We start from the raw sequence: 25,673 nt of genomic DNA, 5'->3' as shown, positions 1-25,673 counted from the left end.
TGAGGAGAGACATCCATGAAAGCCCGTGATTTGTCCGTTTTAATTGGAGTAATTTTAGTTATTATAATGCTAGTCATCCCACTACCCGGATGGCTTTTAAGTGTTTTTATCCTGATTAATATTATACTCGCATTGATCGTACTATTAGTTTCAATGAACACCCAGGAACCACTACAATTTTCAGTGTTTCCAACGTTACTACTACTATTGACATTGTTTCGTCTGGCGTTGAATGTGTCTACTACAAGAGGTATCCTTAGTGAAGCAGATGCAGGCGGTGTAGTTGATACGTTTGGTTCTTTTGTTATTGGTGATAATCCGTTAGTAGGATTTGTTGTCTTTATAATTTTAGTTATTATAAACTTCCTGGTTATCACGAAAGGTTCTGAACGTGTATCTGAAGTAGCAGCGAGATTCTCACTTGACGCGATGCCAGGTAAACAAATGAGTATAGATGCTGACTTAAATGCAGGATTGATCTCAGAAAATGAAGCAAAAGATAGACGTAAAAAAGTAGAAAATGAAGCGGATTTTCATGGATCAATGGATGGTGCCAGTAAGTTTGTTAAAGGAGACGCAATTGCTGGTATTATCATCGTTCTTATTAATGTTATGTTTGGACTAATCATTGGGATGGTTCAAATGGACATGTCGTTCCAAGAAGCGATTGATACCTTTATGCGCTTAACGGTAGGAGATGGACTAGTCAGTCAGATACCTGCTTTATTAATCTCTACAGCTACAGGTATCGTAGTAACACGTAGCTCTGCAACAGGTAATAATCTTGGTAGTGATGTTAGTGCACAGCTTCTACAATATCCAAAATTATTATTCATTGCAGCGGGTACAATATTCTTATTAGGCTTGACACCGATTAACTTTTTCTTAACAACTACAATTGCTGCCATACTTGCAATTGGTGCATATTATATGCTTCAGAAGCAGAAAGTTCCAGAAGTTAAGAATGAGGAAGTAGATGATCAAGAAGAAGGTACCGCCATGAAGACACAAGAAAATGTCATCAACTTACTCAGTATGGATCCTATAGAGTTTGAGTTTGGGTATGCCTTAATTCCATTAGTAGATGCCAAGCAGGGGGGAGATTTATTAGACCGAGTAATTATGATTAGAAGACAGCTTGCGATAGAGCTTGGAATTGTAATTCCAGTTGTAAGGATTCGTGATAATATTCAACTTAACCCCAATGAATATCGATTAAGGATAAAAGGCAACGAAGTGGCTTCAGGAGAGATATTACTTGATCACTATTTGGCAATGACACCGGATATGGATAATGATTTTATTGAAGGAATCGAGACGCAAGAACCTGCCTTTGGTCTTCCTGCAAAATGGATAAGTGAAGAGAACAAAGATGATGCTGAATTAACAGGTTATACGGTAGTAGATCCACCTTCTGTTGTGTCAACACATATTACAGAAGTAATCAAACGCCAAGCTCACACATTATTAGGAAGACAAGAAACAAAAGAGCTAGTGGATCATCTAAAAGAAAATTATCCAATTTTAGTGGAAGAGGTTACACCAGAACCACTAGCCATTGGAGATATTCAGAAAGTTTTAGCTAAACTGTTAAGAGAGAATGTATCTGTACGTAACCTACCAATTATTTTTGAAACACTAGCAGATTTTAGTAAGCTCACGAATGACACTGAGCTTTTAGGAGAATATGTAAGACAAGCACTTTCTTCACAAATAACTAAGCAATATGCGAATGCGGATAAATCATTGAAGGTTGTTACGGTTTCTGGAAAAGTTGAAAAAATGATTGCAGAAAGCATTCAACAAACAGAACATGGCAATTATTTGGCATTAGACCCAGATTCACAGCAAATGATTGTAAAATCAATTAACGAAGAGATGGAAAAACTAACCTTACAGGAAGAAAATGCCATTATTTTATGTTCGCCTGCTATACGCATGTATTTAAAACAATTACTAGATCGCTTTTTACCTCAGGTTGTTGTGTTATCTTATAACGAACTAGAACCGACTGTGCAAGTACAAAGTGTTGGGGTGGTGAATGTAGCATGAAGGTAAAAAAATATGTAGCACCAACAATGCCAGAAGTAATGAGTAAAGTACGGAAAGAGCTCGGTGCAGAGGCTGTTATTTTGAGCTCAAAAGAAATACAAGATGGTGGTTTTTTAGGTTTCTTTAAAAAAAGAAAAATTGAAGTTATTGCTGCGTTGGACAAGAGTCCAATTCCACCTAAACAACCAAAGGCAACCATGAATCAAGCGAAGATGCCTAAAACAGTAAAACCAAAAACTACAATGGATGCAGAAGTAATTCAGGAAATAAAGAATATGAAACGAATACTTGAACAGCAATCATTACAACAAAAATCAAGTAAATTTGCTATCGACTATGAAGTTGTTTATCAATATTTACTTGAGCAGGAAGTTGATGATGCTATTGCAACGGAGATCATCCAGAATGTCATGAATAAACATGAGGAAGAAAATGTATCCCCAACTGCATCCATTATAAAAAATGATGTACAGAATGAAATTGAAGCAATGTTAAGTGGACTATCGTTCGAAGGGATCTCTAACACTGCAAAAGTTGTTCATTTTGTCGGCCCTACGGGTGTCGGAAAAACGACAACAATTGCCAAAGTAGCAGCAAATAGTATGCTCCAGGAAAAAAAGAAGGTAGCCTTTGTAACCATGGACACTTACCGAATAGCCGCAATTGAGCAATTAAAAACGTATGCAAAAATTCTAGATACACCAGTTGAGGTAGTCTATTCAATTGAGGATTACCGAAACGCTATGGAGAAATTTCAGAACTATGACTTAATTCTAGTAGATACTGCTGGAAGAAACTATCGTGACGAGAAATATGTTAAGGAGTTAACGAAAAACATTTCAGCGAATGGCCCTGTTGAAAATTTCTTAGTTCTTTCCTTAACATCAAAACCAAAAGACATGCATGATATTTTTCATAGCTTCCGACACATCGATATTAAAGGGCTAATCTATACAAAAATCGATGAGACAAGACAATATGGAAGCTTGCTTAATATTTCTTTAACGAGTCATATTGGTATTGCATACATCACGAATGGGCAAGAAGTCCCGGATAATATCGTTAAACCGACAAAAGAGGTCATCAGTAACTATATAGTAGGTGATTTAAGTGGTTTATGATCAAGCAGATAGTTTAAGAAGACAACTAGAGCTATCTAAAAACCCAAGGGAAGCGAAGACGATTTCTTTTGTTAGTGGTAAAGGCGGTGTAGGTAAAACTAATATTGCCGTAAATTTTTCCCTAGAGCTTTGTAATCAAGGAAAAAAAGTACTCATCATTGATTTAGACATTGGAATGGGAAATGTCGAAATTTTACTTGGCTTGCATGCAAAAAAAACAATTGTCGATATGATGCACGACCAATTACCTATTTATGATATTATGGAGATAGGTCCAAATAACTTGTCATATATAGCAGGTGGTTCGGGACTTGCGAACTTGTTTTCCATGGATGAATATAAGATGAACTACTTTTTAGAACAATACCAATTAATTGTTAGAATGTTTGATTACATTATTTTTGATATGGGAGCTGGAGCAACTCAATCAAGTATTGATTTTATTTTAGCATCTGATGAGTGTATTGTGATTACCACTCCGGAGCCGACATCGATAACAGATGCATACAGCATGATCAAGCATATCTTAAGCTATGATCGGACAATGCAACTATCCATTATCTTAAATCGTTCTGATACAACCAATAATGGGCTAAGAACAATGGAGCGATTTCAAAATGTTATATCGAAATTTTTAGATGTTGAAATAAAGCTTCTTGGTATGCTTCCTGATGATAAAACTGTGTCTTCAGCGGTTATTCATCAAGCACCATTTGTGCTTGCAAATAAAAAATCAGCAGTAGCAAAGTCATTAAAGCAGCTAACCGCTAACTATTGTAGCAGTAATACTACTGTTCATAATGTAGAATCCACATCATTTGTACAAAGGTTGAAAAATCTATTAAAGAATAGGTAGGTGGGCATCGTGTCTCCCATTCGTGTAATCGTGATCGATGATTCTGCTTTTATGAGAAAAATGATCACGGATATATTAGAAAGTGACAACCGGATCCAAGTAATTGCAACAGCGAGGAATGGGGAAGAAGGGCTTAAAAAAATCAAGACGCTTTCACCAGACGTTGTAACATTAGATGTTGAAATGCCTATTATGGATGGAATTACAGCACTTGGTTCTATCATGAGGGAACATCCCTTACCTGTAGTTATGCTATCTAGCTTGACAAAAGAAGGAGCTAGTAATACTTTGCAGGCATTATCGATAGGTGCTGTTGATTTCATTGCAAAACCATCAGGTTCCATTTCACTGGATATTGGAACCATTAAACAAGAAATAATTGATAAAGTATTAGCTGCCTCCAAGGTTAACTTATCAAAAACAGTAGAAAAAGAAGAAAGTCCAAAAGTAATTCCTTCTAAGAAACGATTTTCGAAATCGGTTGTATTTGTCGGGGCATCAACTGGGGGACCTAGAGCTTTGCAACGACTACTTTTAGATATACCAAATGACTTTTCTGACCCGATTCTTATTGTTCAACATATGCCAGCCGGTTTTACGAAATCACTAGCAGAACGCTTAAATAATTTGACAGAATTTCATGTTAAAGAAGCAGTACACGGTGAAATTATTAAAGAAAAGACGGTGTATATAGCACCGGGTGATTTCCATATGAAAATTCGAAAAGTTGGCACTGTTAATGCGATTGAACTTACACAGGAAGATGAACGTTCTGGTCATAGACCAGCAGTAGATGTACTTTTCGAATCTGCTTCTGAGATAGAAAGAGTAAATAAAATCGCTGTTGTTTTAACAGGTATGGGTAGTGACGGTTCAAAAGGGGTTGAGCGTTTAAAACAGGTAGACCCTAATACGATTGTTCTAGCTGAGTCTGAAGAATCTGCAATAATCAATGGTATGCCGAAAGCTGCAGTTAAAACGAACGCAGTAAATTATATCGTACATTTACATCAAATGGGTGAGATGATTCACGCATTAACCAAAAGAAGCGGGGGGATGTAGTAATGGACACTACGCAATATTTGGATGTCTTTATTGATGAGAGTAATGAACATATCGAAGTATTATATAAAAAATTACTAGAACTTGAAAAGTCACCTAACGAGAAAGCGATAATTGAAGAAATATTTAGAGCTGCCCATACGTTAAAGGGAATGTCAGCAACAATGGGATTTAGTGACTTAGCGACCATCACCCATACACTGGAAAATGTTTTTGATGCAATTCGATATGATCGCGTAACTGTACAATCTGAAATGATTGACTTATTAGTTGATACGGTAGACATCCTAAATTCAATGGTAGAGGATATTGCGAATGGCGGAAAGGGCGCACATGAGGTAGATTCAATCGTTAGTAAACTTGAAACGATTGAAACTGGTGTTGCAGCTGCAAATGAAACGACTCAAGAAGTAAAGCAAGACATTGAATCAGAAATTCATCATATTAGTAGTGATTTAGATGAGTTTGAAATATCGATATTAAATGAATCACATGAACGTGGCTTCTCAAACTTTGAAATCACGGTTCAGCTTCGGGAAGATTGTTTATTAAAGGGTGCTCGAGTTTTCATGGTATTTGAAGTACTGGAGCAGCTTGGTGAAGTAATTAAGTCTAATCCAACAGTAAATGATCTAGAGGAAGAAAATTTCGAATCATCGTTTACCGTAATATTAGTGTCAGAGCATCCAGAAAAGGAAATTGGTGAAAAGATCAAAAAAGTATCAGAGATAGAAACAGTTACGATTCATCAGTTTTCCGTTTCGAATTATCGTGAGAAGAAAGAGGAACAGAAGGACTCAACAACGGAAGAAAAGAACCAATTGGTGAATACGAAAAAACAGCAATCTTCTAGAGCAGATAATGATACTACGAAAAGCTCTCAACATAAAACAATTCGAGTCAATATTGAAAAATTAGATGTATTAATGAATTTATTTGAGGAATTAATCATTGATCGAGGCCGTCTGGAGCAAATCTCAACAGATCTACAGAATAATGAATTACAAGATACAGTTGAACGTATGTCAAGGGTTTCAAGTAACTTGCAAAATGTTATTTTAACGATGCGTATGGTTCCAATTGATCAAGTGTTTAGTCGATTCCCTAGAATGGTTCGAAAGCTTGCAAGAGATCTACATAAACAAGTAGATATCGAGATTATTGGTGCGGATACAGAATTAGATCGTACTGTGATAGATGAAATAGGTGATCCTATTGTACATTTATTACGCAATGCGATCGATCACGGAATTGAAACACCAGAGGAGCGACTTCGAAAAGGTAAACCAGAAAAGGGTACCATTACCTTAGAAGCATTTCATAGTGGAAACCATGTCTTTATTGAAATAACAGATGACGGTGCTGGAATTAATAAGGAAAAAGTGTTAAACAAAGCATTGAGTAACGGAATATTGTCGGAACGGGAAGTGACTGGTCTTACCGATCAACAAATATATGAGTTGATTATGGAAAGTGGTTTTTCAACGGCAGAGAAAATTTCTGATATTTCTGGTCGTGGAGTAGGTTTAGATGTCGTAAAGAATACGATTGAATCACTTGGAGGGAACATCTCTATTGATTCTACTTTAGATAAGGGTTCGGTTTTCTCTATTCAACTGCCGCTAACTTTAACCATCATTTCTGTGTTGCTTGTTGAATTAAACCAAGAGAAATTTGCGATTCCATTATCATCAATTATCGAAACAGCTATTATTTCCAAAGAGCAAATTTTATCTGCTCATCATAAAAAAGTAATTGATTTTAGAGGAAAAGTCATTCCTTTAGTTAATTTAAAAGAAGTTTTCGATATTCCTAAAGAGAATGACGAGGAAGAATATACTTCAATTGTCATCGTTAAAAAAGGTGATAAGTTAGCAGCACTTGTGGTTGATGCATTTATTGGGCAGCAAGAGGTTGTCTTAAAGTCTTTAGGCTCATATTTAACCAATACATTTGCAATCTCTGGGGCAACAATTCTTGGAGATGGTGAAGTTTCACTAATTATTGATAGTAATGCAATTATTAAATAGTATTTTTAAAACGGGGAGGATTTAAAATGGCGAATGAAATAGCTACTGAAAAAAAGGTGATTGTTTTTCAATTAAAGAATGAGGAGTTTGCTGTATCCGTACAGCAAGTTGTTACGATTGAACGTGTACAAACTATAACAAGAGTTCCTAATACTTCGAATTTTGTGAAAGGTGTTATTAACTTAAGAGGAGTAGTAACGCCAATAATTGATTTACGTACTAGACTTGGAATTGAAGAATCAGAGTACAATGAATCTACACGTATTGTAATTGTATATCTAGATGATATGGAAGTAGGTTTGATCGTAGATGCAGCAAACGATGTAATTGATATTCCAAGTGATGTCATTGAACCAGCACCAGAAGTAATTGGAGCTGTTAACGCAGATTATATCGAAGGCGTGGCGAAGTTAGACAGTCGCTTACTTATCTTACTAGACTTAAAAAAGGTTTTAACAAATGAAGAATTAAACGAGTTAAAATCACCTGAAGGTCAATAATATGAATTATGAACAACTTTCGTTAATACAACTAGATGCCCTTAGAGAAATTGGAAATATTGGTGCTGGTAATGCTGCCACATCAATGTCTAAACTTATCGATAAAAAGGTCGATATGGAAGTTCCTGATATTAAAATTGTTGCATTTGATGAAGTGATGGAAATGGTTGGTGGGGCCGATAATTTGGTTGTCGGTATCCTGTTCGAAATTCATGGTAAGGCACCAGGAATGGTTTATTTATTGTTCTCACTTGAAGAAGCGGAATCCCTGACCAAGCACTTGACAAACAATGAAGATATCAAGTTATTTGATAGTGAAGCAGACAATGAAATAGCTTTTTCAGCACTTCGTGAGGCTGGGAATATTTTAGCGGGTTCTTACTTATCTGCCCTTTCTGATTTTACGAATATTAATATGCAACCCTCAGTACCACATTTGAGTGTTGATATGGCTGGTGCAATATTGACTGTTGGATTGCTACAAGTATCTGAAGTGACCGATTACGCGATTATTATTAATACGAAGATAAATGATCTTAACGAAAAGCATAATGGCATTAATGGTCAATTTCTGCTATTGCCATCTCCTGAATCGTTCACGAAAATTTTTCAAGCATTAGGAATACAAGATTATGAATAAGGAACAGACAATTATTAAGGTAGGTATAGCAGATTTAAATATTGTCACAGCGCCAGATGTTATTCGTACTTCCGGATTGGGTTCATGTGTTGGAATTGTCATTTATGATGTTGGAAAACAAATAGCTGGAATGGCACATGTAATGCTTCCAGATTCCAAACACGCCAAACAACAAACTTTAAATCATTATAAATACGCAGACACGGCAGTAGATATTCTTATTGAAAAGCTATGTATGAAGGGGCTACGTAAGCCCTTAATGAAAGCAAAATTAGCAGGTGGTGCACAAATGTTTCAGTTTAACTCTGGCAGTGATATGATGCGGATTGGACAACGAAACACAGAGGCAGTGCTACAAAAGCTAGCAGAACATAACATTCCTGTAATATCGTCTGATGTTGGTGGTAATTTCGGAAGAACAATTGAATTCGACCCTCAAACTGCCAATCTCCGAATAAGGACGATTACAAAAGGTGAAGAAATTATCTAGACTTTCTCTTTAAAATATGGATAGGGAGGAGCAAGTCATTTGGGTACAAAAATCTCTCCTCTAGAGCAAGAGTTATGGAATAGATGGAAAAACACTCAAGATAGTGAAGCGGCAAATGAATTAATACAAAATTATATGTACTTAGTGAATTATCATGTTGAAAGGACTATAAGTCATTTGCCAAGTAGTGTCATGAAAGATGACTTGAAAAGCCTTGGCTTGCTAGGTCTCTATGATGCACTAAAGAAATTTGATCTTGAAAGAGATCTAAAATTTGATACCTATGCTTCATTTCGAATAAGAGGAGCAATTATTGATGGCTTAAGAAAAGAAGATTGGTTACCTCGTTCTATTCGTGAAAAAACAAAGAAGATTGAACAAGTAACCCAAAAGCTTGAGCAACGCTTTCAACGGCAGCCAAGTTCTGAAGAAATTGCGACGGATTTAGAAATGCCTGTGCAAGAGGTTGAATCGTACGTTCGGGATGCCCTGTTTTCCAATATGCTATCAATTGAGGAAAAACCAAAGGATGGTAGTTCGCATCATAAAGAAGGTATTGGATATACCATTCCTGATGAGTCTAGTATTCAACCAGATAATCATCTTGTTAAGCATGAACAATATAAGGAGCTTGCAGATAGTATTAAAGGCCTAAAAGAAAATGAACAAATGATTATTAGTCTTTTCTATCAAGATGGACTTACATTTACGGAGATAGGACAAGTATTAGGATTAACAACATCAAGAATCTCACAAATTCATAAAAAGGCAATTTTTAAATTGCGTCATACACTGGAAAAAGCTTTATAGCTTTGATAAAGGAGATACAAGGTGATGTTTAATCTAAATGAACTCTTTACAATTGTAATATCAAAGGATCACATGATAGCAGAGCTCCACTACACGGATGAATACCTGGTTAATCGAGATTTAGATATAACGTCTGAAGCATTTCATGATTTTTTAAACGATAATCAAATCGTATATGGAATAAAGGAAGAGGCTGTTGAATTAGTGATTTCAGGGATTCCACTTGATGATTTCCCAGTAGCTATTGCAACAGGTGTTCTCCCAGAACATGGAACAAATGCAGAAATCATTTATGAAATTAACTTAAATCCAACTATTGAAAAAACAGAGAAGAGGGATTTTCGAGATGTGATGCAAATTCCTTCTGTTGAGAAAGATCAGAAATTAGCATCTGTATCATCTCCCACTAAGGGAAAAGATGGTACAGATGTTTATGGTAATTTGATACCAGCACAGCCCGGAAAACCCTTAACTATCAAAACGGGTAAAAATGTTCGTTATGAAGAGACAGAATCAGCCTTCTACGCAACATCAGAAGGACAAGCTAGTGTACAAAGAAATATCATCCATGTTCTTCCTGTATTTGAAGTGAAGGACACACTTTCCTTAAAGGAAGGAAATCTAAATTTTATTGGTACTATTATCATAAAGGGAGATGTTCCTTCTGGATATAAGGTAAATGCTGGTGGTGATGTCAAAATTTTCGGAATGGTTGAAGCTGCCTCTATACATGCAGAAGGATCGGTATTTATCTCAGAGGGGCTTTCCGGCCTTCAAAAAGGACAGGTTGTTGCACGTGAGAATATTCAAATAGGCTATATTAACCAAGGTAATGTTAACGCTGGTAACAATCTCTATGTTGAAAACTCCATTCTTCATAGTAACTGTACTGCAGGAAGTGAGATAATATGCCAAAAAGGCAGCATAATTGGTGGTACTGTTTCAGCTGGTGATTCCATACAAGTTAAACATGTTGGAAACCAGATGAGTACAAAGACTGAACTAATGCTGGGTCAAAGTCACAATGAAGTGCAACTAGCTGAAAATCTTCAATCTCAAAAGAAGGAAATTGAAGATAGTTTAGCGAAGTTAAAAATTATTGGTGAAAAGTTATCACAGACACCAAATATTGAATCTAATCCGAAATTACTTCATGCTTTAAAAAGGCAGAGGGCGTCCTATGATAAAAACACAGAGATGCTTTCCACCATAAATGAACAACTAGAGTCGTTATCCATAGATGCGAAAGAAAAGTATGCTAAATTAGTTATTACCGGTAATGTATATGCCAATACAATTGTATCATTTGGTAAGTATAAGCGAGTTATCAATACTATTAATCAGCATGTGGAATTTGAGCTTTTAAATAATGAAATTTTTATGCGTACACGATAATGGGTACAATAAGGAAGTGATTCTAGATGAGTTGGAAATCTGTTGAGATGCAGGTTGCGCTTCCCCGGACACATGATGCAGGTAAACTACAAGACCAAATGCTCAAGCAAAATCAGCATTTTCAGGAGGCACTCGCCCAAAGTCAGTTAGTGCAAGAGAATAGAAAAAGAAAAAAAGTACAAGAATTTGAAGAGACTCAGCTTCAAAAGGATGGTAGAAAAGAGCAAGGTGCGCAAAATCTAGAAAAACAGAAAAAAAATAAGAACAGTAATCAGGCCTTGCAAGCATATAAGCATCCATATTTAGGCAACAACTTTGATATTAGGAGATAAATGTTATATGACATCATTTCTATTTATTATCAGTTTTTTATTACATATAGTTTCATTAGTCGCTATTTACGTTATGTATAAGCAATTAACCATTTCTAAAGGTTCAGACACTGCGGAACTCGTGAATCTCATGGAAAGTTATTTAGAAGAGATAAAGGAAGAAAACAGATTATTACAACAAGAAGTAAATCAAGTCCGAGAGCGGAAACCCTCGGACCAATCATTGAAAAATACGAATCATTCAATCACACCTACTGTTGAAGAAGATGAACAGGAAGAATTTTTAGTGCCAATTGATGAATACGCACAAGATGAAATAGAGGTTTCCTTACAATCACGAATATTCAAGCTACATGAAGAAGGGCTGAGCGTTGACGAAATTGCTAAAACATTAAACTGTGGAAAGACAGAAGTTGAATTAATTATTAAATTTAGCGAAAAAAAATAGCATTTAAGCTTGATTACCGTTTTTCGGTATGATATATTTATTTTTGGTGTAAATACAATAAAATATATTTATAACCACACACGCTTGTTGATTTGTATAATTGGTGCCTAAAATGGTCTTTATACAAAAATGATTCAAGCGGAGGGAAAAACCAAGGAGGAAAAAAACTATGTCAGTAATTTCTATGAAGCAATTACTAGAAGCTGGTGTACATTTCGGACATCAGACACGTCGTTGGAACCCTAAGATGAAAAAGTACATCTTTACGGAGCGTAACGGCATCTACATTATCGACCTTCAAAAAACAGTTAAGAAGGTTGAAGAAGCTTACAACTATGTGAAAGAACTAGCTGCTAATGGTGGTACAGTTCTATTCGTAGGTACGAAAAAACAAGCTCAAGACTCTGTTAAAGAGGAAGCTATTCGTTCTGGAATGTACTATGTTAACCAACGTTGGTTAGGTGGTACATTAACTAACTTCCAAACAATCCGCAAACGTATCAATCGTTTAGTTGAGATTGAAAAAATGGAAGAAGATGGAACTTTTGAAGTTCTTCCGAAAAAAGAAGTTGTTGGCTTGTTAAAAGAAAAAGAACGTCTTGTGAAATTCTTAGGCGGAATTAAAGAAATGAAGAAGCTTCCAGATGCACTATTTGTAATTGACCCACGTAAAGAACGTATTGCAATTGCAGAAGCGCATAAATTAAACATTCCTATTGTAGGAATCGTTGATACAAACTGTGATCCAGATGAAATTGATTATGTGATCCCAGCAAATGATGATGCAATTCGCGCTGTTAAACTTCTTACAGCTAAAATTGCTGATGCTATCCTTGAAGTTAAACAAGGTGAAGAATTAGAAGTAGCTGCTGAAGCACAAACAGAAGGTTCAGTTGAAGAAACTGAAGAAGCTTAATTTCTGAAAAGGTCAGGTGATAAGAGGATAAGCCTTTTATCACCTTTTTTTAAGGATGTAATAAAAATAGCTAGATTAGCTAAAAATGTAATTATAATAAGGAGGATTTATTATGGCTATAACTGCACAAATGGTAAAAGAACTGCGTGAAAAAACAGGCGCTGGAATGATGGATTGTAAAAAAGCATTAACAGAAACGGATGGTGATCTTGAAAAAGCGATTGATTACCTTCGCGAAAAAGGTATTGCTAAAGCTGCTAAAAAAGCAGACCGTATTGCTGCAGAAGGGTCTACATACATCGCATCAGAAGGTAATACTGCAGTACTTATAGAGGTTAACTGTGAAACAGACTTCGTTACAAAAAATGAACAATTTAAAACATTGCTAGAAGACTTAGCGAAACATTTACTAACTCAAAAGCCTGCAACTGTTGAAGAAGCACTACAACAAAAACTAAACGGTGATGGAGATACAGTAGAAACATATATTAATGAAGCTGTTGCGAAAATTGGTGAAAAGATTTCACTACGTCGTTTTGAAATCTCTACTAAGACTGATAATGGTGCATTTGGAGAGTACCTGCATATGGGAGGAAGAATCGGTGTACTTGCATTACTAGAAGGTACTACTGATGAATCTGTAGCGAAAGACATTGCGATGCATATTGCTGCCGTAAATCCTAAATATGTAAGTCGTGATGAAGTCTCTGAAGAGGTTATCAATCATGAGCGTGAAGTGTTAAAACAACAAGCATTAAATGAAGGAAAACCTGAGAATATTGTTGAAAAAATGGTTGAAGGTCGCTTAGGTAAATTCTTTGAAGAGATTTGTTTATTAGAGCAAGGCTTTGTTAAAGATCCAGATCAAAAGGTTAAGAAATACCTTGCAGACAAAGGTGCAACTGTGAAATCTTTTGTTCGTTTTGAAGTAGGAGAAGGTTTAGAAAAACGTTCTGAAAACTTTGCAGAAGAAGTAATGAGCCAAGTTAAAAAATAATGAAAAAGGAAATAGGGGACATTATATGTTCCCTATTTCACCATGAAGACATAGATTATTGTACACAGAATATATAAATTATTTTTTCTATGGAGGTTAATATGACAACAGCTCGTTACCGTAGAATTGTACTTAAATTAAGTGGTGAAGCGTTAAGCGGAGACCAAGGTTATGGTATTGAACCTAAAATCATTCAATCGATAGCAGCACAGGTTAAAGATGTGGTAAGCCTCGGAGTAGAGGTTGCTATCGTTGTAGGTGGAGGAAATATTTGGCGTGGAAAAGTTGGCAGTGAAATGGGAATGGACCGTGCAACTGCAGATTATATGGGTATGCTAGCAACTGTTATGAACTCTCTAGCGCTCCAGGATGCTTTGGAAACAATTGAGATTCCGACGCGTGTGCAAACATCAATTGAAATGCGCCAAGTTGCCGAGCCGTATATTAGAAGAAAAGCAATTCGCCACTTAGAAAAGAAGCGTGTTGTCATTTTCGCAGCCGGAACTGGAAATCCTTACTTTTCAACAGATACTACAGCTGCATTAAGAGCTGCAGAAATTGAAGCCGAGGTTATTTTAATGGCTAAGAACAATGTTGATGGCGTTTATTCGGATGATCCACGAACCAATAAAAATGCGAAAAAATACGAAAATATAACGTATATGGAAATGTTGAACGAAGGTCTTGGTGTGATGGATTCAACTGCTTCTACATTATGTATGGAAAACGACATTCCGTTAGTCGTATTCTCAATAACTGAAGAAGGTAATATTAAAAGAGTTGTCCAAGGTGAGACAATCGGAACGACGATAAGGGGGAAATAAACATGTCAGATCAAATTTTAAACACATGCCGTGATAAAATGAAACAAGCTGTACAAGCATTTTCGAGAAATTTGGCAACTGTTCGTGCGGGTAGAGCTAATCCTAGCTTGTTAGACAGTGTGTTTGTAGAATATTATGGCGCGTCTACTCCATTAAATCAGTTAGCAACAATTTCTGCACCAGAAGCTCGCTTACTAGTTATTACGCCATATGATAAAACGGCGATGGGTGATATTGAAAAAGCGATTCAAAAGGCAGATTTAGGACTTTCTCCAACAAATGATGGAAATGTAATACGCATAAACATTCCAGCTTTAACCGAAGAACGTAGAAAAGACCTTGTAAAAGTTGTTGGTAAATATGCGGAAGAGTACCGTGTACAAGTAAGAAATGTTCGTCGTGATACAAACGATGCGCTTAAAAAAGCTGAGAAAAACGGAGAATTAACTGAGGATGAATTAAGGCTTGCTCAGGATGACGTCCAAAAAGAAACCGATAAGCATATTGCTGAAGTCGATCAGCTTGCAAAGAACAAAGAAAAAGAAATTATGGAAGTTTAATATAGCGTAATTATTTTCTAATTGATTAACTATATGTTAATACATTAGTATGCCCTCTTGAAAAAGGGGGCTTTTGTATTCTAGCTGCAATACCGTTATAATAAAATGGAGCTTACCTATTTATTTTTATATATACATGTAAAGAAAGTGTAGTATAGTATATGATAGAATGTGCAACTATTACAGGTGTCATATCGAATTATTTTTTAGCATACGCTATTATAGTATTTTTTAAATGTTAAACACCAGTGTTCGGAGGACAAATTATGTCAATAAAACTTCCTTTCTTTAAATCAAAGCGTGAAGCCCCTATACAAGTGGATGAACTTAAGCATGTTCCTGAACATGTGGCGATAATTATGGATGGAAACGGGCGCTGGGCTAAAAAAAGAGGTCTACCACGTATTGCGGGTCATAAAGAAGGTATGGATGTTGTCAAAAGAACTGTTGAAATAGCAGTACATTACAACATAAAAATACTTACGCTATTTGCTTTCTCAACAGAGAATTGGAAAAGACCAAAATCTGAAGTTGAATATTTATTGAAATTACCGAAAGACTTTATACATACGTACTTACCAGATATGATTAAAAATAATGTCCGTATTGAAACAATTGGTGATTTTGATTCGTTGCCAGAGCATACAAAAGAAGCCGTTCAGTATGCAAAGGATAAAACAAAGGATAATGATGGTTTATTATTAAATTTTGCTTTAAACTATGGTAGTAGAAAAGAAATCATGCGTGCTATCAAGTTAATTATGAAAGATTTAGATAATCAACAACTTGACCTTGATAATTTAGATGAAGAGATAGTATCAAAATATCTATATACAGAAGGTTTATCAGACCCTGATTTGTTGATTCGTACGAGCGGGGAAAGAAGATTGAGCAATTTCTTACTTTGGCAACTTGCTTATACGGAGTTCTGGTTTACGGATGTACTCTGGCCAGACTTTAAGGAAGAAATTTTTGTTGAGGCGCTCTTAGATTTCCAAAAGAGATCTAGGCGTTATGGAGGTATATAAGGTGATGAACGGTAGATGAAACAACGAATTCTAACAGCAATCATAGCACTAATCCTATTTGTACCAGTCGTAATTTATGGTAATTGGCCGTTTGAGATTATCATTTACTTATTAGCTACAATTGGTTTAGTTGAACTATTAAAAATGCATAACGTTCCATGGTACTCCTTTGCGGGAATATTATCAATTGCTTTATTATGGTTAATTTTATATCCTGCGACGGAGGAGTTACTTTCTTTTACACTCCCTACCAATACAGCTGAAAACATATTATTGTTTGTTCTAATACTACTTGCCTATACAGTTTTATTAAAGAACAAGTTTACATTTGATGATGTTGGAGTTATTCTCTTAGCTGTTTTATATGTAGGGATGGGGTTCTTTTATTTTCTAGAAACGAGAAATATGTCCGATGGCAATGGACTAGCCCAAATATTTTTTGCACTACTCGTAATTTGGGCAACAGATACTGGAGCTTATTTTAGCGGAAGAGCCATTGGGAAACATAAATTATGGCCCGAAATTAGTCCTAATAAGACAGTTGAGGGAGCAATCGGCGGCATTCTTCTTGCGAGTATTGTAGGAGTTGTATTTCATTCAATATATCCATTTCCATATGGTGTTTTTTCTGTCATTATGATTTCTATATTAGTATCTGTTTTTGGACAAATTGGAGATTTAGTTGAGTCCGCTTTTAAGCGGCACTATCATGTAAAAGATTCAGGGAAAATTTTGCCGGGGCATGGGGGAATTTTGGACAGATTTGATAGTGCAATATTTGTTTTTCCTGTATTGCATTTCATCTTACAATTTGTTTCCTAAATAAGTACGAGCGAATCATTATATCGAAATGACTTCTTCTTGCTTATTCTACTTCAATTAAGGAAGGTGTTAGATTTGACAACCGTTATAGCGTTTATTTTTATGTTTGGACTTCTGGTATTTGTACATGAACTGGGACATCTAATATTTGCAAAGCGAGCGGGGATGTTGGCGCGAGAATTTGCAATCGGATTTGGACCGAAGATTTTTTCTTTCATGAAAAATGATACATTGTACACGATAAGATTATTACCAATTGGTGGTTACGTTCGTGTGGCAGGAGAAGATCCAGAAATTATTGATCTAAAGCCTGGACACCATATTGGTCTTGAATTTAACGATGAAGGAAAAGTAAACAAGATTATTGTTAATAATAAATCCAAACATCCTAATGCGCGAGTTATTGAAGTAGAAAAAGTAGATTTAGATCATCAGTTAATAATTGAAGGCTATGAGTTAGACGAAGAAGAAAATCTGTTACACTTTGATGTGGATCGTAGAGCTTTATTCGTTATGGATGAAAAGGAAACACTCATAGCACCATATGATCGACAATTCGCATCGAAATCTCCGGCTAAACGTGCCATGCAATTATTTGCTGGACCAATGATGAATTTCCTCCTAGCGATTCTTATATTTATTATCTTAGGAGTGGTTCAGGGTGTTCCAGTGGATGAAGCAAAAATGAGCCAAATCCAGCCAGATAGCCCAGCTGAGGAAGCTGGTTTTCAGGTGAATGATGAGGTAATAAAAATTGACGACCAATCGATATCCACGTGGGAAGAATTTACAACGATTGTGCGTGAAAATCCTGGTGAAGAGCTAAGTATGACTGTTTTGCGGAACGGTGAGACAGAGATTCTAACGGTTGTGCCAAATGAAATTCCTGCACCAGAAGGGCAAGAAGGATCAGTTGGACAAATAGGAGTTTATCAAGCTTTTGAAAAGTCTTTTTGGGGATCATTTAAATATGGTGCTGAACAGACGTACGAAACAACTTCCATGATTCTAACAAATCTAACCATGTTAATTACAGGTCAATTGGGCATTGATATGCTTTCAGGACCAGTTGGAATATACGATGCTACTGATCAGGTTGTCCAAACAGGATTTATGAACTTTTTAATGTGGACAGCAATTCTAAGTATTAACTTAGGAGTAGTAAACTTAGTTCCATTACCAGCACTTGATGGTGGAAGGTTATTATTTGTGGGTATTGAATTACTTCGTGGAAAACCAATGGAGCCGGAAAAAGAAGGTATTTTTCACTTTGTCGGGTTTGCATTATTAATGTTGTTGATGATAATTGTAACTTGGAATGACATCCAACGATTATTCTTATAATACTTTAATTTACCAAATGAAAAAGGTTGTATCCTCTTGTTAAAGTGGGTACTATAGAAATAGAATAATGTTAACCAAAGTAGACCCTTGTCTTGCCATTACCTGACAAGGGTTTACATGTTTTAAAATTCCTGAACTACCGTTATACGGTGCGGTACTATTTAACAGGAGGAATACGAATGGATATATCTAATAAAGAAAAGATGGAGCTGCTTTTACAACAAATAAGTATGCCTGAGCAGCAAGTGGTAGAGCACTTTCAAAATAGTGTTCTATCAAAACTAGAAATCTATAAAATGCAAAAGGTATGGCATTTTCATGTCAACGTTTCAAAGGTATTACCTGTAGACGTATATCAAGAGTTTATTACTAGGTTAAAAGAATCATTTCAACAAGTAGCAACAGTTGAATTAACAATATATAGCGAAGATATTCAATGCCATGCAGATACAGTATGTGCATATTGGAAGCTATTTTTATCCTACACACCAGATTTATCACCTGCGTATCGTGATTTAGTATACAATCAAACTCCTACTGTTAACGGTAATAAGATTATGTTAATTGCTAGAAACGAAGCAGAAGCAAGTGCCTTAAAAAAACGTTTAGATGAAAGCTTTAAAAATTTTTGTAAAAAAGTCGGGCTTGCTTATCATCCATTATCAGTTGATGTGAAGGCTGAAGAAGATGCTATTCAAAAGTTTCGGGAACAAAAAGCCATCGAAGACCAGAAATTAATATTGAAAACAATTCAAGAAAAAGAAAAACGAGATAAGGACCGTTCGCAAGATGATTCAGCACCATTTGGAATTGGTTACAAAATCCAAGATGACATTACTGAAATGAGAGAAATCCAAGAGGAAGAAAAGCGAATTGCTATACAAGGTTATGTGTTTGATGTGGACATTCGCAAATTACGTTCTGGTAGAAGTCTACTGATTGCAAAGGTAACTGATTATACAGATTCTCTTCAGATAAAAATGTTCTCAAAAGGTGATGAGGATGCTGCGAAGTTTGAGCAATTAAAGAAGGGTATGTGGATAAAAGCAAGAGGAAGTATTCAAACCGACATGTATTCCAATGAATTAGCTATGATGGCTAATGATATGCATGAAGTTAAAGTTGACACCAGACAGGATACTGCACCAGAAGATGAAAAACGAGTTGAGTTCCATGCCCATACTACTATGAGTCAACTTGATGCTGTAATTTCGGCAGGTAGACTTGTTGAGCAAGCTGCAAAATGGGGTCATAAGGCAATCGCCATAACCGATCATGCTGGTGTTCAAGGATTCCCTGAAGCGCATAGTGCAGGTAAAAAACACGGAGTCAAAATACTATATGGTGTAGAAGCCAACTTAGTGGATGATGGCGTCCCTATCGCTTATAATGAGCACGATGTTCATCTGGAAAACGGAACCTATGTCGTATTTGACGTTGAAACAACTGGACTTTCAGCTGTTTATGATACGATTATTGAGCTTGCTGCGGTGAAGATTCATCAAGGAGAAATTATCGATCGATTTGAGTCGTTTGCAAATCCACATCATGCACTTTCGCAAACGACTATTGATTTAACTGGTATTACAGATGATATGGTAAAAGATGCCCCCGAAATTGATGATGTATTACGTGATTTCCATGTTTGGAGTGGAGATGCAATATTTGTCGCCCATAACGCTAGCTTTGATATTGGTTTCCTTAATCAAGGTTATCAGAAAATTGGCTATGATAAGGTTGAAAATCCAGTGATTGATACATTAGAGTTAGCTAGATTTTTATTCCCAGAATTAAAGAATCACCGACTAAATACATTATGTAAGCATTTAGATATTGAATTAACACAGCATCACCGTGCAATTTATGATGCTGAGGCTACAGGATATTTATTATGGAAATTAGTCCAAGCATTATTGAAAAAGGAGATTACGAATCATCTTCATTTAAATAATCATATGGGAGAAGGCAATGCTTATCAACGATCAAGACCATTCCATTGCACGTTGATTGCTCAAACACAAGAAGGACTAAAAAATCTATATAAGCTAGTTTCCCTAGCACATATCGATTACTTTTATCGTGTACCACGGATACCAAGATCACTGTTACAAAAGCTTCGTTCGGGGGTTTTAGTAGGAACAGCTTGTGACAGTGGAGAGGTATTTGAGACCATGATGCAAAAGTCAGCAGAAGAAGCTGAAAAGGTTGCAGAATTTTATGATTATATCGAAGTACAGCCTCCTGGGAACTACACCCATCTTCTGGATAAAGATCTTGTTCAGAATGAAGCTCAAATTCTAGATATCATTAAAAAGATTGTCGACCTCGGTCAAAGAATGAATAAAAAGGTTATTGCTTCTGGAAATGTTCATTATATCGATAACCATGAAAAGATGTATCGCCAAATTCTGATTGCTTCTCAAGCTGGAAACCCATTAAATAGGGTAACTTTACCTGACACGCCTTTCCGTACAACGAATGAAATGTTGGATTGTTTTAGTTTTCTTGGGACTGAAAAGGCAAAAGAAATTGTTGTGACTAATACTCAGGCTTTGGCAGATGAAATTGATGAACTTTCACCAGTTAAGGATGACTTGTATACACCAACAATTGAGGGTGCAGATCAAGAAATCAGAGATTTATGCTATACTCGCGCGAAGCTCATCTATGGTGAACCCGTTCCGAAAATTGTCACGGATAGATTGGAAAAAGAATTAGACAGTATTATTAGCAATGGGTTTGCCGTAATCTATTTAATATCACATAAATTAGTTAAAAAATCATTAGATGATGGCTATTTGGTTGGTTCTAGGGGTTCAGTTGGATCCTCCTTTGTCGCAACCATGACAGAAATTACAGAAGTTAATCCTTTGCCTCCTCATTACGTCTGTCCAAGCTGTCATTATAACGAATTTATTACCGATGGATCCGTTGCAAGTGGTTTTGATTTAGCTGATAAAGATTGTCCAACATGTGGGACTTCACTCAGTAAAGATGGACAGGATATTCCGTTTGAAACATTCTTAGGATTCAAGGGGGATAAAGTACCCGACATTGATTTGAACTTTTCAGGTGAATACCAACCGAATGCTCATAATTATACGAAGGTACTGTTTGGCGAGGACAATGTCTTTCGTGCTGGAACAATTGGTACTATAGCTGAGAAAACAGCTTATGGCTACGTAAAAGGTTTTGCATCAGATAAACAATTAGTGTTTAAAAACGCTGAAGTGGATCGATTGGTGCAGGGATGTACAGGTGTAAAAAGAACTACAGGACAGCATCCAGGTGGTATTATTGTTGTTCCAGACGATATGGAAATTTTTGATTTTACACCAATACAGTATCCTGCCGATGACCGTAAAAGTGAATGGCGCACAACACATTTTGATTTCCATTCCATTCATGACAATCTGTTAAAACTCGATATACTGGGACACGATGATCCGACCGTAATACGTATGCTTCAGGACTTAAGTGGTATTGATCCGAAGACAATTCCAACTGATGATAAAGAAGTGATGAAGATATTCTCGGGCACAGAGTCTTTAGGTGTGACACCAGAACAAATTAACTGTAAAACCGGTACATTGGGTGTACCTGAATTCGGAACCAAATTTGTACGCCAAATGTTAGAGGATACAAAGCCGAGTACATTTGCAGAATTGGTTATTATTTCAGGCTTATCACACGGGACGGATGTTTGGTTGGGAAATGCTCAAGAATTGATTAATGAAGGCATTTGTGAACTACCAGATGTTATTGGGTGTCGTGACGATATTATGGTTTATCTCATGCATAAAGGGTTAGAAGCATCACTCGCATTTAAGATAATGGAATCCGTTCGTAAAGGGAAAGGGTTACAGGATGAATGGATTGTTGAAATGAAAAAGCATGATGTACCTGATTGGTATGTCGAATCCTGTAAAAAGATTAAGTATATGTTCCCGAAGGCACATGCTGCCGCCTATGTATTAATGGCTGTAAGGATTGCTTATTTTAAAGTACACCATCCTATTTACTTTTATGCTGCATATTTTACCGTTCGTGCAGGGGATTTTGATTTAGATACTATGATTAAAGGCCCAGAAGCAATTCGTAAGCGAGTAGAAGAAATTAGTGTAAAAGGAAATGATGCTTCTCCTAAAGAGAAGAACCTACTAACCGTACTAGAAATTGCATTAGAAATGTGTGAGCGTGGTATTTCATTACAAAAAGTAGATTTATATAAATCCAAGGCTTCAGAGTTCGTCGTAGAGGGTAATACATTAATACCACCTTTTAATGCAGTTGAAGGACTTGGTACAAATGCAGCAATTAATATTGTTAAAGCAAGAGAAGAAGGAGAATTTCTATCGAAAGAAGATTTAAGGGAAAGAAGTAAAATCTCCAAAACTGTATTAGAATATCTTGATAACCATGGCTGCTTAGAGGGTATGGAGGAAAAGAATCAACTATCTCTATTCTAGATTTCTTGTAGGTTTGTCATTTGATAATATTTGGTCCCGAGCTGAATTCGTGATGCACGGGATCATTTTTTCTCATTATTGGTTGAATAACACTATCTAGAGTAGATATAATTGATTTATAATTGTAATTATTCTGATTAAATTACATACTTTTCTGACCACAATAGGATAAGGAAGTGAATATGTTGTCAAATTTCGAAAAAAGTGAAGACTTACACGAATTCTTAGTATTAAATCGGTCATTATTTGAAAAAAGATTATTAGATGTAGCGGTCAATGTACGTGATAAAATTAACGAGATTCGATTAATTGGGAATATTAATTTGCTAGATAACGCGCATCACTTAGTGCTATTAGTAGTTGATCAGGAAAAAGAAGAGGTAAGCAAATTTGCTAGAAAAGAAGGGGTTCTATGGGCAAAATTTGCGATGACGCTGAGCTTTAAATTAGAATGGCTTCGGTCAATTCGACGAACGCTCTGGGAGTTTTTAAATCAATATGATGTTTTATGTGGTAACACCACAAAAACCAGTGAAATATTTTACAAAGAAACAATACGTTATAATGATTTAATCGACCATTTTACCAATGGATTTTTCATGAGTTATTCAAAATACAAGGATGAGCTTATTGAAAAACAACAAAAATTGGTCAATAATCTTTCTGTTCCAATAATTCCTATAACACCAGATGTTTGCATTTTACCTTTAATAGGTACAATCGATTCAAATCGAGCAAATATAATTGAAGAAAAGGTATTGCTAGAAGTAGGAAGACGACGAATTCAAACTTTAATCATGGATCTTTCAGGCATTGCAGAAATGGATAGCGATTCTATCCAATTATTTTTGAAATTGTTGGATGGCGTGAACATGATGGGGTGTGAATTAGTGATAACAGGTTTACGTCCAGAAATAGTAAGGAATATGGTAAAGCATGATGTGGACTTTCGATCAAAAGCAACTACCAAAGCATCGCTTCAAAAAGCACTTCAGGACTATTTAAAATTAGATACAAACAGAAACACAAACTCGTTTATCGATTTCTATAATAGTTGAGTTCTTGTTAAGTGAAACGTGTAAGAGAAGGAAAGAGTCATACGGACTACTAAGGCTTGATAGGTAATAATGAGACGTGTTTTACTTTATCCGAATGCCTTGCATGCTTAAATAACTTATGGTATATTCTAGAAGTAAGTACTGATAACATCGGACAAAAGAGTGGGCATATCCCACTCTTTCTTCGTAATCTGCTACTCTGTTTAAACATCCCTTGCCTTTATTGGCAAGGGTTTTATATTGATACATACCTAAATTAATTTATAGGAGTTTGTCAATAATAAGAAATAGCAATGCAGCTAGAGTTAAAAGGAGGATGGTGAGCTTTGAGCTCTCAAGTTGTAAAAACAACAGAAGAATTAGTGCAGCCGATTTTAGAAAAAAAGAATTTAGAATTAGTTGATATCGAGTATGTAAAAGAAGGTAAGAACTGGTTCCTACGTGTTTACATTGATAAAGAAGGCGGTATAGACATATCGGAGTGTGGTGAAGTGTCGGAACATTTAAGTGAAAAATTAGATGAAGTCGATCCCATTCCTGAAGCTTACTTTTTAGAGGTTTCCTCGCCAGGGGTTGAACGTCCTTTAAAAACAGCGGAAGATTTCACAAAAAGCGTGAACAAAAATGTCTATGTCAAATTATTTGAGCCAATCAATGGTGAAAAGGTTTATGAAGGTATTCTTGTAGATTTTTCTAACAATACCGTAACGATTGAATATAAATTGAAAACTCAAAAGAAGCAAGTGGAAATTCCATTTGATAAAATTGCAAAGGCAAGAATAGCAGTCGTACTATAAAAGGGGGAAAAAGGGAAATGAGTAGTCAATTGTTTGATGCAATTGAGAATTTGGGTAAAGAAAAAGGTATTGATAAGGAAGTATTAATAGAAGCATTAGAAGCTGCATTGATATCAGCTTATAAGAAAAATTTTAAATCAGCTACTAATGTTCGTGTGGAATTAGATGAAAATGCAGGAACGATGAGAGTCTTTTCACGAAAAACGGTTGTGGAAGAAGTTGAGGATAATCAACAAGAAATTTCGCTAGATGAAGCGAAGAAAATTAATCCAAATTATGATATAGAAGATGTTATTGAAGTAGAAGTAACACCAAAGGATTTTGGAAGAATTGCAGCACAAGCTGCTAAACAAGTTGTGACACAGCGTGTTCGAGAAGCGGAACGTGGTGTGATTTTTAGTGAATATGCAGATCGCGAAGAAGATGTTATGACAGGAATTATTCAACGAATTGACCCTAGATTTGTCTATGTTAACTTAGGTAAAATAGAGGCTAAGCTTCCAGAAGCAGAGCAAATGCCAACAGAGGACTACCAAGTACATGATCGATTAAAGGTCTTTGTTACAAAAGTTGAAAATACTAGTAAGGGACCTCAAATCTATATTTCTAGATCTCACCCAGGATTATTAAAGCGTTTATTTGAAATGGAAGTTCCAGAAATTTATGATGGAATTGTGGAAATAAAATCAGTAGCTAGAGAAGCAGGAGATCGTTCGAAGATTGCTGTTTATGCAGCTGATCCTGAGATTGATCCAGTCGGTTCTTGTGTTGGTCAAAAAGGTCAACGTGTTCAAGCGATTGTAAACGAATTGAAGGGTGAAAAAATTGATATCGTAGAGTGGTCAGAGGACCCGATAGTTTATGTATCAAATGCACTTAGTCCTTCAAAAGTTGTTGAGGTACTAGTAAATGAGGAAGACAAATCAACAACAGTTGTCGTTCCGGATTATCAGTTATCCCTTGCTATTGGTAAGCGTGGTCAAAATGCACGTCTTGCTGCGAAATTGACTGGGTGGAAAATCGATATTAAGAGTGAAACAGAAGCACGTGAAGAAGGAATATTATCTGATAAAGAAAAGGAAGATTACGCAGATTTCGAAGAGGATTTATTCGAATAAGGGA

At 36.0% G+C, this 25,673-nt stretch carries 23 protein-coding genes; all 23 read left to right on the top strand.

Translation table 11 applies throughout. The annotated features are described in order from the left end of the window. The first annotated feature begins 15 nt into the window (after window positions 1–15). The 23 genes from flhA (at window position 16) to nusA (ending at window position 25,669) form a co-directional block, all read left to right on the top strand. The gene (gene flhA, locus ABC228_RS04470; RefSeq protein WP_345823881.1) at window positions 16–2,052 is read left to right on the top strand and encodes a flagellar biosynthesis protein FlhA; all 2,037 of its coding nucleotides are present in this window, start codon (window positions 16–18) and stop codon (window positions 2,050–2,052) included. Beyond that, window positions 2,049–3,173, top strand: a complete 1,125-nt coding sequence (flhF, locus tag ABC228_RS04465; RefSeq protein WP_345823880.1) for a flagellar biosynthesis GTPase FlhF — start codon at window positions 2,049–2,051, stop codon at window positions 3,171–3,173. Before flhA ends, flhF begins: the two co-directional genes overlap by 4 nt. Then, on the top strand, window positions 3,163–4,029 hold the full coding sequence (locus ABC228_RS04460; protein ID WP_345823879.1) for a MinD/ParA family protein: 867 nt from the start codon (window positions 3,163–3,165) through the stop codon (window positions 4,027–4,029). Before flhF ends, ABC228_RS04460 begins: the two co-directional genes overlap by 11 nt. A gap of 9 nt (window positions 4,030–4,038) precedes the next feature. After that, window positions 4,039–5,091, top strand: a complete 1,053-nt coding sequence (locus tag ABC228_RS04455; protein ID WP_345823878.1) for a protein-glutamate methylesterase/protein-glutamine glutaminase — start codon at window positions 4,039–4,041, stop codon at window positions 5,089–5,091. 2 nt (window positions 5,092–5,093) lie between these two features. Further along, window positions 5,094–7,121, top strand: coding sequence for a chemotaxis protein CheW (locus tag ABC228_RS04450; protein WP_345823877.1), 2,028 nt, complete (start codon window positions 5,094–5,096; stop codon window positions 7,119–7,121). Between the two features lie 26 nt (window positions 7,122–7,147). After that, on the top strand, window positions 7,148–7,621 hold the full coding sequence (locus tag ABC228_RS04445; protein WP_345823876.1) for a chemotaxis protein CheW: 474 nt from the start codon (window positions 7,148–7,150) through the stop codon (window positions 7,619–7,621). A gap of 1 nt (window position 7,622) precedes the next feature. Further along, on the top strand, window positions 7,623–8,261 hold the full coding sequence (locus ABC228_RS04440) for a chemotaxis protein CheC (RefSeq protein WP_345823875.1): 639 nt from the start codon (window positions 7,623–7,625) through the stop codon (window positions 8,259–8,261). Continuing rightward, window positions 8,254–8,751: a chemotaxis protein CheD gene (locus ABC228_RS04435; RefSeq protein WP_345823874.1), complete on the top strand. Its 498-nt coding sequence runs from the start codon at window positions 8,254–8,256 to the stop codon at window positions 8,749–8,751. The genes ABC228_RS04440 and ABC228_RS04435 overlap by 8 nt, the downstream gene beginning before the upstream one ends. A 39-nt stretch (window positions 8,752–8,790) precedes the next feature. After that, a complete protein-coding gene (locus ABC228_RS04430; protein ID WP_345823873.1) occupies window positions 8,791–9,561 on the top strand; it encodes a FliA/WhiG family RNA polymerase sigma factor in 771 nt (256 codons plus the stop codon). 24 nt (window positions 9,562–9,585) lie between these two features. Next, window positions 9,586–10,956, top strand: a complete 1,371-nt coding sequence (locus ABC228_RS04425) for a flagellar assembly protein A (protein WP_345823872.1) — start codon at window positions 9,586–9,588, stop codon at window positions 10,954–10,956. Window positions 10,957–10,982: 26 nt separating this feature from the next. Further along, the gene (locus ABC228_RS04420; protein ID WP_345823871.1) at window positions 10,983–11,288 is read left to right on the top strand and encodes a hypothetical protein; all 306 of its coding nucleotides are present in this window, start codon (window positions 10,983–10,985) and stop codon (window positions 11,286–11,288) included. A 7-nt stretch (window positions 11,289–11,295) separates the two neighbouring features. Further along, window positions 11,296–11,736 (top strand): DUF6115 domain-containing protein, encoded by a 441-nt coding sequence (locus ABC228_RS04415; protein WP_345823870.1) that lies wholly within the window; start codon window positions 11,296–11,298, stop codon window positions 11,734–11,736. Between the two features lie 169 nt (window positions 11,737–11,905). Further along, window positions 11,906–12,652: a 30S ribosomal protein S2 gene (rpsB, locus tag ABC228_RS04410; protein WP_345823869.1), complete on the top strand. Its 747-nt coding sequence runs from the start codon at window positions 11,906–11,908 to the stop codon at window positions 12,650–12,652. A gap of 112 nt (window positions 12,653–12,764) precedes the next feature. Then, window positions 12,765–13,649 carry a translation elongation factor Ts gene (gene tsf, locus ABC228_RS04405; protein ID WP_345823868.1) on the top strand — a complete coding sequence of 295 codons (885 nt, stop codon included), beginning with the start codon at window positions 12,765–12,767 and terminating at the stop codon, window positions 13,647–13,649. Between the two features lie 101 nt (window positions 13,650–13,750). After that, window positions 13,751–14,473, top strand: coding sequence for a UMP kinase (pyrH, locus tag ABC228_RS04400; protein WP_345823867.1), 723 nt, complete (start codon window positions 13,751–13,753; stop codon window positions 14,471–14,473). A gap of 2 nt (window positions 14,474–14,475) precedes the next feature. Then, on the top strand, window positions 14,476–15,033 hold the full coding sequence (frr, locus tag ABC228_RS04395; protein WP_345823866.1) for a ribosome recycling factor: 558 nt from the start codon (window positions 14,476–14,478) through the stop codon (window positions 15,031–15,033). Between the two features lie 266 nt (window positions 15,034–15,299). Beyond that, window positions 15,300–16,061: an undecaprenyl pyrophosphate synthase gene (gene uppS / locus ABC228_RS04390; RefSeq protein ID WP_345823865.1), complete on the top strand. Its 762-nt coding sequence runs from the start codon at window positions 15,300–15,302 to the stop codon at window positions 16,059–16,061. A gap of 15 nt (window positions 16,062–16,076) precedes the next feature. Then, on the top strand, window positions 16,077–16,883 hold the full coding sequence (locus tag ABC228_RS04385; protein WP_345823864.1) for a phosphatidate cytidylyltransferase: 807 nt from the start codon (window positions 16,077–16,079) through the stop codon (window positions 16,881–16,883). Window positions 16,884–16,958: 75 nt separating this feature from the next. After that, window positions 16,959–18,227 carry an RIP metalloprotease RseP gene (gene rseP / locus ABC228_RS04380; protein ID WP_345823863.1) on the top strand — a complete coding sequence of 423 codons (1,269 nt, stop codon included), beginning with the start codon at window positions 16,959–16,961 and terminating at the stop codon, window positions 18,225–18,227. A gap of 179 nt (window positions 18,228–18,406) precedes the next feature. Next, entirely contained in the window at window positions 18,407–22,696 is a 4,290-nt protein-coding gene (locus ABC228_RS04375; RefSeq protein WP_345823862.1) for a PolC-type DNA polymerase III, read from the top strand. Between the two features lie 182 nt (window positions 22,697–22,878). Beyond that, window positions 22,879–23,754 (top strand): STAS domain-containing protein, encoded by an 876-nt coding sequence (locus ABC228_RS04370; RefSeq protein WP_345823861.1) that lies wholly within the window; start codon window positions 22,879–22,881, stop codon window positions 23,752–23,754. Window positions 23,755–24,080: 326 nt separating this feature from the next. Next, the gene (gene rimP, locus ABC228_RS04365; protein WP_345823860.1) at window positions 24,081–24,551 is read left to right on the top strand and encodes a ribosome maturation factor RimP; all 471 of its coding nucleotides are present in this window, start codon (window positions 24,081–24,083) and stop codon (window positions 24,549–24,551) included. Window positions 24,552–24,568: 17 nt separating this feature from the next. After that, window positions 24,569–25,669, top strand: a complete 1,101-nt coding sequence (gene nusA / locus ABC228_RS04360; protein ID WP_345823859.1) for a transcription termination factor NusA — start codon at window positions 24,569–24,571, stop codon at window positions 25,667–25,669. Window positions 25,670–25,673: the final 4 nt, after the last annotated feature.

This window comes from Ornithinibacillus xuwenensis (genome assembly GCF_039614845.1).
Classification (GTDB): domain Bacteria; phylum Bacillota; class Bacilli; order Bacillales; family Amphibacillaceae; genus Ornithinibacillus; species Ornithinibacillus xuwenensis.
The sequence above is the reverse complement of the archived record's forward strand: the minus strand, read 5'-3'. Positions and strand labels throughout refer to the sequence as shown.

What these genes read in the sequence shown, in the direction of transcription:
- flhA (WP_345823881.1), top strand. Translation starts at nt 16, where the DNA reads ATGAAAGCCCGTGATTTGTCCGTTTTAATTGGAGTAATTTTAGTTATT.
- flhF (WP_345823880.1), top strand. Translation starts at nt 2,049, where the DNA reads ATGAAGGTAAAAAAATATGTAGCACCAACAATGCCAGAAGTAATGAGT.
- ABC228_RS04450 (WP_345823877.1), top strand. Translation starts at nt 5,094, where the DNA reads ATGGACACTACGCAATATTTGGATGTCTTTATTGATGAGAGTAATGAA.
- ABC228_RS04445 (WP_345823876.1), top strand. Translation starts at nt 7,148, where the DNA reads ATGGCGAATGAAATAGCTACTGAAAAAAAGGTGATTGTTTTTCAATTA.
- ABC228_RS04440 (WP_345823875.1), top strand. Translation starts at nt 7,623, where the DNA reads ATGAATTATGAACAACTTTCGTTAATACAACTAGATGCCCTTAGAGAA.
- ABC228_RS04435 (WP_345823874.1), top strand. Translation starts at nt 8,254, where the DNA reads ATGAATAAGGAACAGACAATTATTAAGGTAGGTATAGCAGATTTAAAT.
- ABC228_RS04425 (WP_345823872.1), top strand. Translation starts at nt 9,586, where the DNA reads ATGTTTAATCTAAATGAACTCTTTACAATTGTAATATCAAAGGATCAC.
- ABC228_RS04420 (WP_345823871.1), top strand. Translation starts at nt 10,983, where the DNA reads ATGAGTTGGAAATCTGTTGAGATGCAGGTTGCGCTTCCCCGGACACAT.
- ABC228_RS04415 (WP_345823870.1), top strand. Translation starts at nt 11,296, where the DNA reads ATGACATCATTTCTATTTATTATCAGTTTTTTATTACATATAGTTTCA.
- rpsB (WP_345823869.1), top strand. Translation starts at nt 11,906, where the DNA reads ATGTCAGTAATTTCTATGAAGCAATTACTAGAAGCTGGTGTACATTTC.
- tsf (WP_345823868.1), top strand. Translation starts at nt 12,765, where the DNA reads ATGGCTATAACTGCACAAATGGTAAAAGAACTGCGTGAAAAAACAGGC.
- pyrH (WP_345823867.1), top strand. Translation starts at nt 13,751, where the DNA reads ATGACAACAGCTCGTTACCGTAGAATTGTACTTAAATTAAGTGGTGAA.
- frr (WP_345823866.1), top strand. Translation starts at nt 14,476, where the DNA reads ATGTCAGATCAAATTTTAAACACATGCCGTGATAAAATGAAACAAGCT.
- uppS (WP_345823865.1), top strand. Translation starts at nt 15,300, where the DNA reads ATGTCAATAAAACTTCCTTTCTTTAAATCAAAGCGTGAAGCCCCTATA.
- ABC228_RS04385 (WP_345823864.1), top strand. Translation starts at nt 16,077, where the DNA reads ATGAAACAACGAATTCTAACAGCAATCATAGCACTAATCCTATTTGTA.
- ABC228_RS04375 (WP_345823862.1), top strand. Translation starts at nt 18,407, where the DNA reads ATGGATATATCTAATAAAGAAAAGATGGAGCTGCTTTTACAACAAATA.
- ABC228_RS04370 (WP_345823861.1), top strand. Translation starts at nt 22,879, where the DNA reads ATGTTGTCAAATTTCGAAAAAAGTGAAGACTTACACGAATTCTTAGTA.
- nusA (WP_345823859.1), top strand. Translation starts at nt 24,569, where the DNA reads ATGAGTAGTCAATTGTTTGATGCAATTGAGAATTTGGGTAAAGAAAAA.